This is a genomic window from Neisseria sp. P0013.S005 (genome assembly GCF_051958425.1).
Lineage (GTDB): Bacteria > Pseudomonadota > Gammaproteobacteria > Burkholderiales > Neisseriaceae > Neisseria > Neisseria subflava.
Genome location: NZ_JBQCVL010000007.1, coordinates 35367 through 50326, shown reverse-complemented (window position 1 = coordinate 50326; position 14960 = coordinate 35367). Strand labels below are relative to the sequence as shown.

The following is a 14960-nucleotide window of genomic DNA, read 5'->3' as shown; positions in this document are numbered from 1 at the left end:
TGAAATGAGATGGATAATAGACCATCAATTATAAGGGATTATGCCCTTGCTGTTAGATTTGGCAGTATTAAATTTTCACAAGGTTTGTTTAAGTTGCGAAAGGATAAGATTTCAGGCCGTCTGAATGGTTCAGACGGCCTGTTTGCCAAGGCTTATTTTTTGGCTTTGAAGCCTAAGAGGTGTTGCGTGGTGGCCAGCCATGCGCCGAATATGCCCAGCGCGATGACGAAGCCGAATACCAGCGACACTTCGCTAAATGTGAAGAAACGCCAGCCGATGTTCAGACCGTAGGGTTTGAAAATCGCGTCCACCAGCGGCCGTACTTCGGCCAGCAGCCAAGCCGACAAGCCCAAGCTGACGGCGGCTGAGAAAATACTCTGCCACATTGCCTGATAAAGGAAAGGACGGCGGATGAAGGAAGCGGGCGCACCCAACAGCTTGGTGATTTCCAACTCTTCCTTGCGGCTGAGGATTTGCAGGCGGATGGTGTTGTGTGCGACCAAGACAAAGGCCATGCCCAAAGTCAGCGAGAGGAACCACAAAATCTTGCGGATAAATTCGTTAATACGATAAAGGGTCTGTACCCATTCGGTATCCATGGTTGCTGATTCGACGCGCGGCAGTTTGGTAATGTCTTTATAGATGGCCTGCATCTGATCCGGAGAAGTGGCAGGGTCGGGTGTAACGATAAAGACGTCGGGCAATGGGTTGCCATCGAGCATGGAAACGAGGTTTTGGTCGAGATTGGTTTGCAATTCTTCCAAACCTTCCTGCTTGCTGATAAAGCGGACTTTATCGATACGGCTGTCGCGCTGGAGCAGGTTTTTCACCGTATCGGCATCAGAACTTGCTGCATCAGTGTCCATATAAACCGTAATCTGTGGCGATTCGTTGAGTTTGCCCAATACGCTTTGCCCGCTTTGGATACCCAAATACATAAACAGCGGCAAGGTCATGGCAACGGCAAGCATGAGCAGGGTCAGCAGCGTGCCGATGGGTTGGCGCAGAAGCTCTTTGAGCGCGGCGCGCGCCGATTCGACGTGTAACGAGATGTAATGAATCATACTCATGCGAGGCGTCCTTTCTGCAGGCGCAAGACGCGGTGGCCGTAATCCGCCATCAGCGTTTCATCGTGCGCCGCAACGATCACGGTCGTGCCTGCTTCATGGAAGGTTTTGAACAATTCCATAATATCCAGCGCATAGGCGCGGTCGAGGCTGGCGGACGGCTCGTCGGCGATCAGCAGGCTGGGTTGGTGAACCACTGCGCGCGCGATGCACAAACGTTGTTGTTCGCCGCCGGACAAAGTGATGGGCATATCGTTTTCGCGGCCTTTCAAGCCGACTTTCTCAATCGCAATACGCGCGCGCTCTTCAGCTTTGCGCGGCTGGTAGCCGCTGATCCGCAAAGGCAGGATAACGTTTTGCAAGACATTGCGGTCGTAGAGGATTTTGTGGTCTTGGAAGACAATGCCGATATGTTGGCGCATAAAGCCGATCTGATTGTCGCTCAAGGTGCCGAGGTCTTGATTGTTGAACCAAACCTTGCCTTTGGTAGGCTTGGTAATGCCTGAAATCAGCTTCAAAATGGTGGATTTGCCCGAACCCGAATGGCCGGCGATAAAAATCATCTCACCTTTGTTAATCTGGAAACTGACATTTTTCAGGGCTTCGAAACCGCCGGGATAGGTTTTGGAAACTTGTTCGAAACGGATCATGGGTTTTCCTGAAAATAGGGAGTCAGACGGCCGGCGTCATCGATAGGGCAACATGCCGTCTGAAAAAATGGGGATATTCACAGATTATAAATATTTCGGCTGCTTTTTGATAGTGAAACCTCGGTTCTGCCTGTGGAGACACTGCCGGTTTGCAACACAAAGCAATATGGTTTGAAAAAGGGCCGTCTGAACGATTGGGTTTCAGACGGCCTCGGTATCAGCGTAGGTTAAGCACCTTATCCGCTGTTTTATTTACATTTGGTTTTGGCCAAATTCACGGCGGCGGTCAGGCTTTTTTCGTTGACTTCGCCGGTGATGGTTTGTTTGTAGCCGCATTTCGGCGCTTCGACGACAGTGAAGGGCAATACGCCGACGTTGTTGCCGTGGGCTTTCATGAAGTTGCGGCTGTTGGCGCCGGTGTAACGCCAAATCGGATAGCTGACCGGCGTTTGTTTCAGGAACTTGCCGATGTTGTCGGTCGTATCCAGCGCGATGCCGACCATATCGACGCTGCCTTTTTTCTGAGCTTTGTACCATGCCGACATGGCGGGCATTTCTTTACGGCAGGGGCCGCACCAGGTTGCCCAAAGGTTGACCACGCGCACGGGGGCTTTGAGCGATTCCAGGCTTTGCGGTTTGTTGTCCTGCCAACCTGCTGTTTCATCGGCGGCAAAGGCCGGCGCAGAGGTAAAAACGGTGGCGGACAAGAGAAGGGCGGTTAAGGCTTTCATGGTTGTATCCTTGAGGTTGCCAATCGAAATTGTGTTTATTGTAAAACGGTTTGGTGGGTATGCCTACCGATTCATATCAAGATATCAGGTAAAAAGTTTGAGTAAAAATCAGTTGCAGACGATAATAACCGCCATCATTGAATGATTTTGCAATAATACGGAGACTTTCATGCCGTCTGAATTCACACTTTATCACAACCCGCGTTGCAGCAAATCGCGTGCCGCGCTGGCTTTGCTCGAAGAAAAAGGCGTTGCCGCCGATGTAGTCAAATATCTGGATACCGCGCCTGATTTGGCGACTTTGCAGGATATGTTTGCCAAACTCGGCATCGAATCGGTGCGCGGCATGATGCGCACGAAAGACGATTTGTACAAAGAATTGGGTTTGGACAATCCCGATTTGGACAATGCCGCCCTGCTTCAGGCAATCGTCGAACACCCTGCCCTGCTCGAGCGTCCCGTTTTGGTAACGCCTACGCGCGCAGCCATCGGCCGTCCGTTGGAAAACATTGCCGCCCTACTCGGCTGACGGGGTTGGATAAGGCTGTCTGAAGATGATTTCCCTGCTTAAAAGCCGCAATGGCCTGCGATATTACCTGTTTCGCGGCCTTGCTTTGAGCGTTTTGCTGGTGTGCGGTATTTTTTTGACCGGCACATGGCAGATTTACCGGACAGGTTTGCAAACCTTGCCGAAGGGCGCTCATGCCGATGCGGCGGTGGTGTTGGGTGCGGCGGCGTGGGACAAACGCCCGTCGCCGGTATTCCGTGAGCGCATCAACCACGCTATCACGCTCTACCAAAGCCATCGGGTCGGCAAAATCATTTTCACCGGCGGTACACCCAAAAAAGGATTTATGACCGAAGCCGAAGTGGGGCGCCGATACGCGCTCAAGCAGGGCATACCGGCGCACAATATCCTATTTGAAAACACGTCGCGCAACACTTACGAAAACCTGCGCAATATCGTCCCCATCATGCACGCCAACGGAGTCGGCAGCATTATCGTTGTCAGCGACCCGTATCATTTGGCGCGTGCCGAAGAAATGGCCGCCGATTTGGGCTTGTCAGATGCGCAGTTCTCCGCCACTCCGACCACGCGCTTTGACGAGCGCAGCAAGAAAGCTAAGTTTCTGATGCAGGAGAGCTATTCATTGTTTCTCTACCGTATCGGCAAATGGAGCGATGCCGTTTGGAATTGGATAGGTGGTTGAGCCTTCGGTAATCCATGTAAAAGGCCGTCTGAATCCTTTTAGGTTTCAGACGGCCTAAATGTATGCTTACTTATTGATATTGATTTGCAGCTATACTGCCAAAAATGACTACAGCCAGTACCAGATAAATTGCCATTACGATGGCAAACAGAATCAAGGCAGCCTTGAAATAATTGGCTTTATTCGGATTGGTGTTTGAGCTGAATGCCCACACAAGCATCATAACTATATTGACTAGCGGAATCATCAAAATCAAGTTTGTTAGCAACCATTCTTTGACGCTTACAACAGGAGCCTGCTGATGGCCGATTTGGTTTTGTCCGTTCATACGTACCCAGTAATTTTGTTGAAAGAACAGTAATTATACTCATTAAATTTTTATCGGCATAGCATGTTCAGGCCGTCTGAATCTTCAGACGGCCTGAGCCTATGATTTTTGCAGCCGCTATTTCAATTGGATGTAAAACGTACCGTCCGGCACGACGGGCAGGTATTTGCGGTAGAAGTCCAGATAGGTCTTGTTTGGGTCTATGTCGGCAAACTGCTGCGGATACAGGGTTTTGGCGATAAATTGCGCGCTGGCCAAATCGGCGAGCGAGCGGGAGGCGGTGTGGTAGATGCCGTAAACGCGTTTGTTTTTGACGGCAGGAATGTCTGCCCAGCCTTTGCGTTTGACAAATCCGGCCAGGCGGCGTTGCGCATCGGCCTGGCTGATGCCTATGCCCATCGCCATAATGTCAGGCTTGTCTTTATGGCCGTTTTCCGTCCCCGAAATGACGATGACGTCGGGTTTGGCCGTCAGGAATTTTTCAGGGTTTATCGGTCCCCAGTTTTTAACGTAAGGCGCGGCGATATTGTTGCCGCCTGCTGTGTCGGCAATCGCGCCCCACATATCTTTACCGAAGGTGTAGCTGTATTCGGACGGGCCTTTGTCGCCGAACTCGATATAGATTTTCGGTTTGGACTGCTTGGCGCGCGCGACGCGTTTTTGGATATCGGCAATGCCTCGGGCGTATTCGGCGGCAATTTTTTGGGCGCGCGCCTGCGTACCGTTGAGTTCGCCGAAAATTTCCGCACTGCGCGTGTGCCGCGCGACGGTTTCGGCGTTGAAATCGACCACGACGACGGGTATGCCTGCCGCTTTAATGCGCGGCAGGTGGGTGGCGACGGCCTTATACTGCCAGTCGGCCAGAATCAATACGTCCGGCTTGAGCGCGAGCGTTTTCTCCAGTGAAAACGTGCCGGTGTTGATGTTGCCGATGTCCGCAATGTTTTGCAGCGTAGGCAGCTTCTGTTTGAACATCGCCCAGCTGCCGGGATTGAATTTCTCCCAAAACTCACGCGAAATGCCGATGACGTTTTTAAATTTGTCCGCGCCCGTTACCGCGATATAGTCGGGATAGTAAAACGCCAAAACCGCGCGTTTGACAGGGACATCGACTTTGACTTCGCGTCCCAATACGTCTTTAATAGTTTTGATTTCGGCTTGGGCAAAAAGGGGCAGGAGGGCGAGGGCGGCAAATAAAGCGCGTTTGTTCATGAGTGGATCCTTTAAAAGAAATAATTATCATTATATTTGATTTGTTTTCAGGAGAAAAGTTCCCAGGCGGTCCTTCTGCGCTGACATTATTTTCAGACGGCCGTACATTGTTTAAACCTTGCCGAAAAAGTAAAATACCTGTTTTCAAAGACTTTGGAGCCATCATGACCGTCAAAACCCGTTTCGCCCCTAGCCCCACCGGCTACCTGCACATCGGCGGCGTACGTACCGCCCTGTTCTCATGGGCGTTTGCCCGCCATCATAAAGGCGAATTCTTATTGCGTATCGAAGACACCGACTTGGCGCGCTCTACTGCCGAATCCGTCAACATCATCCTCGACGGCATGAAATGGGTCGGCCTGAACTACGACAACGCCGACAACGTCGTTTACCAAACTCGCCGTTTCGACCGCTACAAAGAGGTCATTGCCGAACTTTTAGAAAAAGGCCATGCCTACTACTGCTATTGCAGCAAAGAAGAGTTGGAAGGCATGCGCGAGAAAGCCGAAAAAGAAGGCACGGCGACTTACGACCGCCGCTGGCGCCCCGAAGCAGGCAAAACCCTGCCCGAAATCCCTGCCGACGTGCAACCTGTCGTCCGCTTCAAAACGCCTTTGGACGGCGTTACCCAGTGGACGGACTTGGTCAAAGGCGAAATCTCCATTCCCAACGAAGCGCTCGACGACCTGATTATCGCCCGCGCCGACGGCACGCCGACCTACAACTTCTGCGTCGTCGTGGACGACTACGACATGGGTATTACCCACGTTATCCGCGGTGATGACCATGTGAACAACACCCCGAAACAAATCAACATCTTAAAAGCCATCGGTGCAAATCTGCCCGAATACGGCCACCTGCCTATGATTCTTAACGAACAAGGCAAAAAAATCTCCAAACGCAGCGGCGATACCGTTGCCATTACCGACTTTGGCGCAATGGGTATCCTGCCTGAAGCCATGCTCAACTATCTGGCACGCTTGGGTTGGGCGCACGGCGACGACGAATTCTTCACAATGGAACAATTCATCGAATGGTTTGATTTGAAAGACGTCTCCCCATCTCCAAGCCGCATGGACTTGAAGAAACTCTACTGGATCAACGGCGAACACATCAAAATCACGTCCAACGAAAAACTCGCCGAACTCATCAAACCCCGCCTTGCCCTGCGCGATATTTACGACACGGCAAAACCTGCTTTGGAAGACGTGTTGGCACTGGTCAAAGACCGCGCCCAAGACCTGAACACCCTCGCCGACGAGTGCCTCTACTTCTACGTCAAACAAACGCCTGCCGAAGCGGACATGCAGAAACACTGGGACGACGAAGCCGCCACCCGTATGCTGCGCTTTGCCGAACGCCTCGAAGGTTTGGAAGACTGGACCGCCGAAGTCATCCATGACCTTTTCAAACCCTTCTGCGACGAAGAAGGCATCAAAATGGGCAAACTCGGCATGCCCCTGCGCCTCGCCGTCTGCGGCACGGCGAAAACGCCCAGCGTCGATGCCGTGTTGGCATTAATCGGCAAGGAAGAAGTGTTGAAACGGATTCGTTCGTAAGGCATGAATGATAAAAGGCCGTCTGAAATGTTTCAGACGGCCTTTTTATTTTGAACAGGATTTATTTATTCTTCTTCGTTCGGTTTGTTTTTATCTTTTTTGCGCCATAGGCCTTTAAACAATGCGCCTACTGCAAGAGCACCGAAAATAATCAGTTTGCCGAATTTAGCCAGTAATGCGCCGGCCAAGGCCAATAATCCCAGTTTTTTTGCAGCGATACCGCCAACCAAGGCAGCCAGTCCGTATTCGGCCACTTTGTCGGTTGCCGCATTGAAATCGCTATAACGCTTGCCCTCGTTGAATTCGATATTGCCCAACAATTCTTGCACAATAGGTTTGTATTGATCTATGCTTTTCAAGTCGGCGATCATAGTCAATTCAATATAGCCTTCGCGTCCAAGCTGGAAAGTATTGTAGTTGATGGTAGGATTGGGGTCGGGTTCGTTTTTATTCAAAACGTCAATCGACCAAATCAGACGATGGGTCTTTGCATCATATTGCGGTTTTTCCACCCAGCCGCGAGTTTCTATTTCCGGTAGGTTGCGGGAGGCTCGCTCTTTGTTTTGTTCCTCGGTGCCTTCTTTCAGCTGCTCGAGCATGGCTTCAACATCCCATTCTTTGGCATCATCGTCTTTGATGTAGCCGGAATCAGTAAAGGTCAGGTCTACTATCCAATTGGTGTCACTGTCCTCGTTTTCCGACTCGGGGAGAATCAGGCCGTAGCGGTTGGGATCTGTGGCGTTGCCTGCTTCCCTCATCATGGCGTTGGCGCGATTTTTTTTCACAAAGACCATTTTTGCAGGCAGTTTCAGTTTAGCCTGATTACCCAAATCAACGGTTGCCGGGCCTTGGACGATTTGGTCATCAACGTAGTTTGCGATAGAGTCTGAGGCTTGTTGCGCTTCTTGCCCGGATGCCTCGACGGCAGAAGCGGTATCAGCTTTGGCTGCAGATGCCGGCAGGGTTTGGATGGATAGTAGGGCTGCCAAAACGGCATAGGCGAGACGGTTGCTTTTCATCATAAGGGTTCTCATAAAAGAAGAATTAAAAAAGATGCAGACAGCCGTAACACCATATGCTCCGGCATGACTAAAGGGTAAATTTTACAATAGATAAATCATATTTACATATTTAAATATGACTGTAATTTAAAAATACAGGAAAGTTTTTTGACGAGAGGCTGAGCGATCGTTGTGAAATTCAAAAAGGCCGTCTGAAAACTGGGGATGCCAAGTTTTCAGACGGCCTTTTATAATAAAACCAGAAAATAATGGAATAAGGCGGAGAATATGAGAAAATAATAGCCACCTGCCTGCCACAACAGTTGATTAAATTAACTTTTATCGGCAGCCTGAATGTCCGGATTGGATAAAATAAACCATCAAGAATAAAGACCAACAAGCATATTATGTAAACTTGGCGGTTGAAAAATCGGCTCTGCGCTTTACTTTACAAATCAAACAACTTTAAAGGAAAACCCATGAAAAAAACCTTACTTGCCCTGATGATGTTATCCGCCGCCGCGGCGTATGCCGGTGAGGCGGAAGACCGTTTGTTGTCCATCCAATCGGTTTACCGTGCCGCTTTGCATGAGCAAAACAGCAACGACAGCAAAATCATTTCCCTGCAAAGTGATTTGGAAAGCGCGCAGCGCCGTTTGCAGGCTGCGCAATCCGATATTGACCGTTTGAAAGGCGAAATTCAGACGGCCTTGGCTCAGAAAGAGCAGCAAAATGCCAAGCTGCAACAAGCCGGCCAGATGTTGGACGCGGCTTGGAATGCCGTTTACGGCGCAGGCGGCAGCAAGGCGAAGCAATAATTTAGACATTGTATTATTTGCGTTTTACGCTTCTTTTATCATATTTATAAGGAAACCTCATGTCCCTACCTCCCTGCCCGAAATGCCACTCCGAATACACTTACGAAGACGGCGCTCAATACGTTTGCCCTGAGTGCGCCCATGAGTGGAACGAGGCCGATGCTGCGGCTACCGGCGATGATGCCTTGGAAGTCAAAGATGCCAACGGCGCGGTCTTGCAAGATGGTGATACGGTTGTCTTGATTAAAGATCTGAAAGTCAAAGGCAGCTCTATGGTCATCAAGCAAGGCACCAAAGTCAAAGGCATCCGCTTGCAAGAGGGCGACCACAATATCGGTTGTAAAATCGATGGCAGCGCGATGAATTTGAAGTCTGAGTTCGTCAAAAAAGCCTAAAGATTTTATTTTTGAAAAGGCCGTCTGAAATCCGAAGATTAGGATTCAGACGGCCTTTATACATTTCATTCAAAATAAAACAAATCTTTATTTAAAATTAAATAAATTTGATAGATTTGAATTTGAGGTCGTCTGAAAAAGCAGCGGCAAAATGTTCCGCACATACGCGGGTGTAAAACCGTTAAAATAACGCTTTCCCCTATTCTACGGAATCATTATGCCTCAGCCGACCGCCAAACAGATTTTGCACGAAGTATTCGGTTATCCCGAATTTCGTGGCAAGCAGGAGGCTATCGTCAATGCTTTGGCCGGAGGCGAGAGTTTGATGGTGCTGATGCCGACGGGCGGGGGCAAGTCTTTGTGTTACCAGATTCCGGCGCTGATGCGCGAAGGCGTGGCGGTTGTCGTATCGCCACTGATTGCGCTGATGAACGACCAAGTGGCCAGCCTGCATGTGGCCGGGATTGAAGCGGCGGCAGTCAACAGCAGCATATCGGCAGATGAGGCGCGCGAGATTGCCGACAAGCTTGCCCAAGGCCGTCTGAAACTGCTTTATGTCGCGCCGGAACGCTTGGTTACCGACCGCTTTTTACGTTTTCTCGACCAACAAACCGTCAGCCTGTTTGCCATTGATGAGGCGCATTGCGTCAGCCAATGGGGACACGATTTCCGCCCTGAATATCAACAGCTTGGCATGCTTGCCGAACGCTATCCGAACATCCCGCGCATCGCCCTGACCGCTACCGCCGATGCGGCCACGCGCGCCGACATCAAGCATTATCTGCACTTGGACAATGCGCCCGAATTTATCTCCAGCTTTGACCGCCCGAATATTTATTATCAGGTTATCGAAAAAAATAATGGCAAAAAACAATTACTGGATTTCATCCGCAAGCAGATGCATGGGCAAAGCGGCATTGTGTATTGCCTAAGCCGTAAAAAAGTCGAGGATGTGGCGCAGTTTTTGTGTGAAAACGGCTTGGAGGCGATTCCGTATCATGCCGGTTTGAGCATGGACGTGCGCGAGGAAAACCAACGCCGCTTTACGCATGAAGACAATATTATTGTGGTGGCGACCGTGGCGTTCGGCATGGGCATAGACAAACCCGACGTGCGCTTTGTCGCCCATCTCGATATGCCCCAGAGTATCGAACATTTCTATCAAGAATCGGGGCGCGCCGGCCGAGATGGGCTGCCTGCCGTGAGCTGGCTGTGTTACGGCTTGAACGATTGGGTGTTGTTGCGCGAACGGATTGCCGAGGGCAACAGCGACGAGATGCAAAAGCAAATCGAAATGCAAAAACTCGATGCCATGCTTTCCGTCTGCGAAACCGCCACCTGCCGCCGCGTACTGCTGCTCAAACATTTTGGCGAAGAATCCGAACCCTGCGGCCATTGCGACAACTGCCTGCATCCGCCCGTGCGGTTTGACGGTACGGTGTTGGTGCAAAAATTACTCAGCTGCGTGTACCGCTCCGGACAACGTTTTGCCGCCGGTTACATCACCAACCTTTTGCGCGGTAAAAGCGATGATTGGATACAGCGCAACGGCCATGACAAGTTATCCACATTCGGCATCGGCAGCGAACAGACCGACAAGGAGTGGCGCAGCGTCATCCGCCAGTGCATCAGCCTGGGCTATCTCACCGTCAACGTCGAGCAACATCAAGCCTTGCAGCTGACCGAAGCGGCAAAAAAAGTCCTCAAGGGCGAAACCGAAGTCATGCTGCGCCCCTTGCGTCGCGAAAAAACGGCCACTCAAAAGCCGAAAGACGATTGGTTGCGTACCGAGCGCGAAGAGCGTTTGTGGCAGGCATTGCGCCAATGGCGGCAACAACGCGCCCGGGCAGAGGAAGTGCCGGCCTATGTGGTTTGCGGCGACAAAACCTTGCGCGATATTGTCGAAAAAATGCCCCGAAGTTTGGAAGATTTACATCAAATCTACGGCTTGGGTGAGGCGAAAATCAATAAATTCGGTTTGGAGATACTCGATGTTTGCGAAATAGCCGAAGCCGGTACGGTTTCCACAGACAGCACACAAGTTATCCACAGTTTGGGCGAGCGCGAACAGGCCTTAAAACACGCTTTGGAAACTTGGCGCGAGCAGCAGGCAAGTGCCGATCAAGTAACGCTGGGTACGGTATTCTCCAACGAAAGTATGGACGATTTGTTGACCAATACGCCTGCCGAACCCATCGACCTTTTGGGCGTGTATAAACTAGGCGAAAAACGTATTGAACAATACGGCGAGGGCATTTTAAACATCTGCCACCCGTTTTCAGACGGCCTGAGCGAAGAGGACAAACGCAAACGCCGATTGATGCGCCGCCTGCTTCAGTGGAACATCGATACTGCCCGCCATGAAGGCCTCGAAGCCTATCAGATATGCAGCAAAGTTACCCTGCGCGCCATTGCCGCCCGACGGCCGCAAGATTTGGCAGAGCTGGCGGAAATCCACGGCATGAATGAGGAGAAAACCGACAAATACGGAGCGGAAATTGTCGAATTGTGCAAACAAGCGGATTAATTGACCGCGTTTATTGTCAAAGGCCGTCTGAAGCCCAATCAAGCATGGTGTTTCAGACGGCCTTTTTGAATTTTTAATCTTTATAAAACAATGAATAAGAAAATAACTTTATTTGTTTTGTCAGTTTTCCAAAGCTGTCTCGTCTAAACAGGCATGAAATATGGGATGGTGCCGATTGATTTTTCGTCCCAGCCCATTTGACACACATCGATAAGGAAAATAAATGAACACCTCAGCCACCCCCTCTTGGCAGGCCGCTTTCGGCTTGTTGACGCTCAGGCTTTTTGCCGCGTATGAATTTCTTGAGTCCGGCCTGGAAAAATGGAACGGGGAAAACTGGTTTGCAGATATCAACAGTCAATTTCCCTTTCCGTTCAATTTGTTGCCGGATACGGTCAACTGGAATTTGGCCATGTGGGCAGAACTGGTTTTGCCTGCGTTACTCATTGTCGGCTTGGCAACGCGGCTGTCCGCGCTGGGATTGATGGTCGTAACAGCTGTCGCATGGTCTGCGGTACATGCCGGCTTGGGGTACAATGTGTGCGACAACGGTTATAAAATGGCACTGATTTATTTGGTGGTTTTATTTCCTGTCCTATTGCAGGGCGCAGGCCGTCTGTCTTTGGATGCCCTGCTGAAGAAACGCTGTTGCCGCATCAAGCATTTTCTTTAATGATTCACGGTCGCGGGCCGACTTTAAATGCCCGATATTATCCCTTGATTTATTTAAACCCATATTTTAAAAAGGAAGTTAAAATGAAAAAAAATGTAGCTGCTGCTTTGGCCGGTGCACTGTCCCTGTCTCTGGCTGCCGGCGTTGTTGCCGCTGATAAACCGTTAAGCAGCAAAGCAGGTGTTCAAAAATCTGCTCAAGGCTCTTGCGGTGCGGTTAAAGCCGGTGAAGGTGCATGCGGTGCAAGCGCTGTTTCTAAAGCAAGCGAAGGCAAATGTGGCGAAGGCAAATGCGGTTCAACCGTGGAAAAAACTCACGCTAAAAAAGGCAAAGCATCTAAAGCCAAAGCTGCTAAAGTAGTAGAAGGCAAATGCGGCGAAGGTAAATGCGGTTCTAAATAATCCTGCAACATACCTTTAACAAAGTCGCATTTTATGAACAAAAATGCGACTTTGTCGTTCATACGGCACCATAACAGGACATCACCATGATTCAACACGCAGGCTTGGGCTACCGCCGCGACTTGGCGGAAGACTTCCTCTCGCTTTCAGACGACAGCCCGATACGCTTTATCGAAGCCGCCCCCGAAAACTGGCTGAAAATGGGCGGCAGGGCGCGCAAACAGTTTGACCGCGTGGCAGAGCGGCTGCCGCTGGCGTTGCACGGATTATCTATGTCGCTGGGCGGACAAGCCCCGCTGGATACTGCCTTGATAGACGGAATCAAAGAAATGATGCGCCGTTATGACTGCACGTTTTTCTCCGACCATTTGAGCTACTGCCACGACGGCGGTCATCTTTACGATTTGTTGCCGCTGCCTTTCACTGAAGAAATGGTGCAACATACCGCGCGCCGTATCCGCGAAGTGCAAGACCGGTTGGGCTGCCGTATTGCCGTGGAAAACACCTCCTACTATCTGCATTCTCCGCTTGCCGAGATGAACGAGGTTGAGTTCCTCAACGCCGTTGCCCGTGAAGCCGACTGCGGTATTCATTTGGATGTGAACAATATTTATGTCAACGCCGTCAACCACGGCCTGTTGTCGCCTGAAGCCTTTTTAGAAAATGTGGATGCAGAGCGCGTGTGCTATATCCACATTGCCGGACACGACGTCGAAACCCCCGAATTGTTGATTGATACCCACGGCGCGGCAGTTTTACCGACCGTTTGGGACTTACTCGAACTCGCCTACACCAAGCTGCCGACCATCCCGCCCACCCTGTTGGAACGCGATTTCAATTTCCCGCCTTTTGCCGAACTCGAAGCCGAAGTCGCCAAAATCGCCGACTATCAAACGCGTGCCGGAAAGGAATACCGCCGTGCAGCCTGAAACTTCCGCCCAATACCAACACCGCTTTGCCCAAGCCATACGCGAAGGCAAAGCCGCAGACGGATTGCCGCAAGAGCGGTTGAATGTCTATATCCGCCTGATACGCAACAATATTCACAGCTTTATCGACCGCTGTTATACCGAAACGCTGCAATACTTTGACAGCGAAGAATGGGGCCGTCTGAAAGAAGGTTTCGTCCGCGACGCGCGCGCCCAAACGCCCTATTTTCAAGAAATCCCCGGCGAGTTCCTCCAATATTGCCAAAGCCTGCCGCTTTCAGACGACCTCTTGGCATTGATGGACTTTGAACACACTCAGCTGCTCGCCGAAACCGCGCAAACCGACAGCCAAACAACCCACGCCGATTCAGACGATTTAGCTTACACCCTTTCTCCCGTCGCCTTTGTGCGCCGTTATCAGTATGATGTGACCGATGAATTGCAGGAGGTGGAAACTGCCGTTTTGGTGTGGCGCAACAGTGAAGACGACGTGATGTATCAAACGCTTGACGGATTCGGTGCATTATTGCTGGAAACACTGGCAGAAACGCCCACTTCCCTAAACGGCCTGCAAACCATGCTGGCAGAGTTCATGCCGTCTGAAAACGCTTGGCAGGAAGCATTAAGGCAGAAATGGACGGATTGGCGGGAACAGGGCATTTTGGTTGTGGCATAAACCAAGGCCGTCTGAAACGGGTACAGTTGGTTTTGGCGAAACAAAAAAACTACTGAAATCGTTTATAGATTCAATCGCATGCTCTTTCCGTATCAGCGTAAAATCAAAAGTATATTTATTATTCATTTCATACTGATACATTATGGCCCTACCCGAACTGACCGATGCAGAGCTTGCCGAATCCCGCAAACTGCTGCTGCGCTTTGCCCGTATCCAGTTGCCCGACCGCCCCGATTTGGCGGAAGACCTCGTACAGGAAACCATGCTTTCCGCCTACCGTGCGGCCGAGGGTTTCAAAGGCGGCGCCCAAGTGAGCAGCTGGCTGTTTGCAATCTTAAAAAACAAAATTACCGACTGTTTGCGCCAAATCGGGCGGCAACGCCAAGTTTTCGTTACGCGCGACGAAGAAGCTTTGGATGAAGCCTTTGAAGGACATTTTGCCGTCGACGGGCATTGGACGGACGAAGGACAGCCTCAGGGTTGGAACTCGCCCGAAGCCAGTTTGAACAATAAAGAGTTCTATCAAGTTTTACAGACCTGCCTCTACCATCTGCCGGAAAATACCGCCCGCGTGTTTACCATGAAAGAGATTCTCGGCTTTTCAAGCGATGAAATCCGCGAACAATGCGGCATCAGCCATGCCAACTACCACACCATCATGCACCGCGCGCGTGAAACCTTGCGCCAGTGCCTGCAAATCAAATGGTTCTCCCATGCCTGACAGGAAAATGCCATGAAAAAATGCCGAAAAATAACCGATCTGATTTCCAAACAGCAAGACC

Annotated in this window: 17 protein-coding genes; 11 read left to right on the top strand and 6 right to left on the bottom strand. The window is 50.7% G+C overall.

Annotated features, from left to right (window positions below; translation table 11 throughout):
• Window positions 1-152: 152 nt before the first annotated feature.
• From ftsX to ACTHTA_RS08075, 3 genes are all read right to left on the bottom strand, one after another.
• Window positions 153-1070: a permease-like cell division protein FtsX gene (gene ftsX / locus ACTHTA_RS08085; RefSeq protein ID WP_003686699.1), complete on the bottom strand. Its 918-nt coding sequence runs from the start codon at window positions 1068-1070 to the stop codon at window positions 153-155.
• A complete protein-coding gene (ftsE, locus tag ACTHTA_RS08080) occupies window positions 1067-1717 on the bottom strand; it encodes a cell division ATP-binding protein FtsE (protein ID WP_003681151.1) in 651 nt (216 codons plus the stop codon). Before ftsE ends, ftsX begins: the two co-directional genes overlap by 4 nt.
• A 248-nt stretch (window positions 1718-1965) precedes the next feature.
• On the bottom strand, window positions 1966-2448 hold the full coding sequence (locus ACTHTA_RS08075) for a TlpA disulfide reductase family protein (protein WP_308887765.1): 483 nt from the start codon (window positions 2446-2448) through the stop codon (window positions 1966-1968).
• 169 nt (window positions 2449-2617) lie between these two features.
• Here ACTHTA_RS08075 and arsC point away from each other — a divergent pair, with 169 nt between their 5' ends.
• Together arsC and ACTHTA_RS08065 are read left to right on the top strand one after the other, a co-directional pair.
• The gene (gene arsC / locus ACTHTA_RS08070) at window positions 2618-2977 is read left to right on the top strand and encodes an arsenate reductase (glutaredoxin) (protein ID WP_254347191.1); all 360 of its coding nucleotides are present in this window, start codon (window positions 2618-2620) and stop codon (window positions 2975-2977) included.
• A 25-nt stretch (window positions 2978-3002) separates the two neighbouring features.
• Window positions 3003-3659, top strand: coding sequence for a YdcF family protein (locus ACTHTA_RS08065; protein WP_308887768.1), 657 nt, complete (start codon window positions 3003-3005; stop codon window positions 3657-3659).
• Between the two features lie 70 nt (window positions 3660-3729).
• Here the strand turns inward: ACTHTA_RS08065 and ACTHTA_RS08060 are convergent, their stop codons facing one another.
• Together ACTHTA_RS08060 and ACTHTA_RS08055 are read right to left on the bottom strand one after the other, a co-directional pair.
• A complete protein-coding gene (locus tag ACTHTA_RS08060) occupies window positions 3730-3987 on the bottom strand; it encodes a hypothetical protein (protein WP_308887769.1) in 258 nt (85 codons plus the stop codon).
• Window positions 3988-4104: 117 nt separating this feature from the next.
• Complete coding sequence (locus ACTHTA_RS08055) at window positions 4105-5199, bottom strand: ABC transporter substrate-binding protein (protein WP_313971096.1); 1095 nt, start codon at window positions 5197-5199, stop codon at window positions 4105-4107.
• Between the two features lie 164 nt (window positions 5200-5363).
• Here ACTHTA_RS08055 and gltX point away from each other — a divergent pair, with 164 nt between their 5' ends.
• Window positions 5364-6758 carry a glutamate--tRNA ligase gene (gltX, locus tag ACTHTA_RS08050; RefSeq protein ID WP_308887771.1) on the top strand — a complete coding sequence of 465 codons (1395 nt, stop codon included), beginning with the start codon at window positions 5364-5366 and terminating at the stop codon, window positions 6756-6758.
• A gap of 65 nt (window positions 6759-6823) precedes the next feature.
• Here the strand turns inward: gltX and ACTHTA_RS08045 are convergent, their stop codons facing one another.
• Window positions 6824-7780: a DUF2167 domain-containing protein gene (locus ACTHTA_RS08045; protein WP_308887772.1), complete on the bottom strand. Its 957-nt coding sequence runs from the start codon at window positions 7778-7780 to the stop codon at window positions 6824-6826.
• A 458-nt stretch (window positions 7781-8238) separates the two neighbouring features.
• Here ACTHTA_RS08045 and ACTHTA_RS08040 point away from each other — a divergent pair, with 458 nt between their 5' ends.
• The 8 genes from ACTHTA_RS08040 (at window position 8239) to ACTHTA_RS08005 (ending at window position 14899) form a co-directional block, all read left to right on the top strand.
• Complete coding sequence (locus ACTHTA_RS08040; protein ID WP_308887773.1) at window positions 8239-8577, top strand: hypothetical protein; 339 nt, start codon at window positions 8239-8241, stop codon at window positions 8575-8577.
• Window positions 8578-8636: 59 nt separating this feature from the next.
• Window positions 8637-8972 carry a zinc ribbon domain-containing protein YjdM gene (locus tag ACTHTA_RS08035; protein WP_049349236.1) on the top strand — a complete coding sequence of 112 codons (336 nt, stop codon included), beginning with the start codon at window positions 8637-8639 and terminating at the stop codon, window positions 8970-8972.
• 217 nt (window positions 8973-9189) lie between these two features.
• Window positions 9190-11499 carry a DNA helicase RecQ gene (gene recQ, locus ACTHTA_RS08030; protein WP_308887774.1) on the top strand — a complete coding sequence of 770 codons (2310 nt, stop codon included), beginning with the start codon at window positions 9190-9192 and terminating at the stop codon, window positions 11497-11499.
• 223 nt (window positions 11500-11722) lie between these two features.
• Window positions 11723-12172, top strand: coding sequence for an HvfX family Cu-binding RiPP maturation protein (locus ACTHTA_RS08025; RefSeq protein ID WP_308887775.1), 450 nt, complete (start codon window positions 11723-11725; stop codon window positions 12170-12172).
• An 83-nt stretch (window positions 12173-12255) separates the two neighbouring features.
• Window positions 12256-12573, top strand: coding sequence for an HvfA family oxazolone/thioamide-modified RiPP metallophore (locus ACTHTA_RS08020; protein ID WP_250591055.1), 318 nt, complete (start codon window positions 12256-12258; stop codon window positions 12571-12573).
• Between the two features lie 86 nt (window positions 12574-12659).
• Window positions 12660-13502 carry an HvfB family MNIO-type RiPP peptide maturase gene (locus tag ACTHTA_RS08015; RefSeq protein WP_254321311.1) on the top strand — a complete coding sequence of 281 codons (843 nt, stop codon included), beginning with the start codon at window positions 12660-12662 and terminating at the stop codon, window positions 13500-13502.
• Window positions 13492-14178, top strand: coding sequence for an HvfC family RiPP maturation protein (locus tag ACTHTA_RS08010; protein ID WP_308887776.1), 687 nt, complete (start codon window positions 13492-13494; stop codon window positions 14176-14178). Before ACTHTA_RS08015 ends, ACTHTA_RS08010 begins: the two co-directional genes overlap by 11 nt.
• A gap of 142 nt (window positions 14179-14320) precedes the next feature.
• Window positions 14321-14899 carry a sigma-70 family RNA polymerase sigma factor gene (locus tag ACTHTA_RS08005; protein WP_308887777.1) on the top strand — a complete coding sequence of 193 codons (579 nt, stop codon included), beginning with the start codon at window positions 14321-14323 and terminating at the stop codon, window positions 14897-14899.
• Window positions 14900-14960 lie beyond the last annotated feature (61 nt).

Bases quoted from the DNA above. Each gene is read 5' to 3' on its own strand.
- ACTHTA_RS08040 (WP_308887773.1), top strand. From the start codon at position 8,239: ATGAAAAAAACCTTACTTGCCCTGATGATGTTATCCGCCGCCGCGGCG.
- ACTHTA_RS08075 (WP_308887765.1), bottom strand. From the start codon at position 2,448: ATGAAAGCCTTAACCGCCCTTCTCTTGTCCGCCACCGTTTTTACCTCT.
- recQ (WP_308887774.1), top strand. From the start codon at position 9,190: ATGCCTCAGCCGACCGCCAAACAGATTTTGCACGAAGTATTCGGTTAT.
- ftsE (WP_003681151.1), bottom strand. From the start codon at position 1,717: ATGATCCGTTTCGAACAAGTTTCCAAAACCTATCCCGGCGGTTTCGAA.
- ACTHTA_RS08005 (WP_308887777.1), top strand. From the start codon at position 14,321: ATGGCCCTACCCGAACTGACCGATGCAGAGCTTGCCGAATCCCGCAAA.
- ftsX (WP_003686699.1), bottom strand. From the start codon at position 1,070: ATGAGTATGATTCATTACATCTCGTTACACGTCGAATCGGCGCGCGCC.
- arsC (WP_254347191.1), top strand. From the start codon at position 2,618: ATGCCGTCTGAATTCACACTTTATCACAACCCGCGTTGCAGCAAATCG.
- ACTHTA_RS08020 (WP_250591055.1), top strand. From the start codon at position 12,256: ATGAAAAAAAATGTAGCTGCTGCTTTGGCCGGTGCACTGTCCCTGTCT.
- ACTHTA_RS08015 (WP_254321311.1), top strand. From the start codon at position 12,660: ATGATTCAACACGCAGGCTTGGGCTACCGCCGCGACTTGGCGGAAGAC.
- ACTHTA_RS08065 (WP_308887768.1), top strand. From the start codon at position 3,003: ATGATTTCCCTGCTTAAAAGCCGCAATGGCCTGCGATATTACCTGTTT.
- gltX (WP_308887771.1), top strand. From the start codon at position 5,364: ATGACCGTCAAAACCCGTTTCGCCCCTAGCCCCACCGGCTACCTGCAC.
- ACTHTA_RS08055 (WP_313971096.1), bottom strand. From the start codon at position 5,199: ATGAACAAACGCGCTTTATTTGCCGCCCTCGCCCTCCTGCCCCTTTTT.
- ACTHTA_RS08025 (WP_308887775.1), top strand. From the start codon at position 11,723: ATGAACACCTCAGCCACCCCCTCTTGGCAGGCCGCTTTCGGCTTGTTG.
- ACTHTA_RS08045 (WP_308887772.1), bottom strand. From the start codon at position 7,780: ATGATGAAAAGCAACCGTCTCGCCTATGCCGTTTTGGCAGCCCTACTA.
- ACTHTA_RS08035 (WP_049349236.1), top strand. From the start codon at position 8,637: ATGTCCCTACCTCCCTGCCCGAAATGCCACTCCGAATACACTTACGAA.
- ACTHTA_RS08060 (WP_308887769.1), bottom strand. From the start codon at position 3,987: ATGAACGGACAAAACCAAATCGGCCATCAGCAGGCTCCTGTTGTAAGC.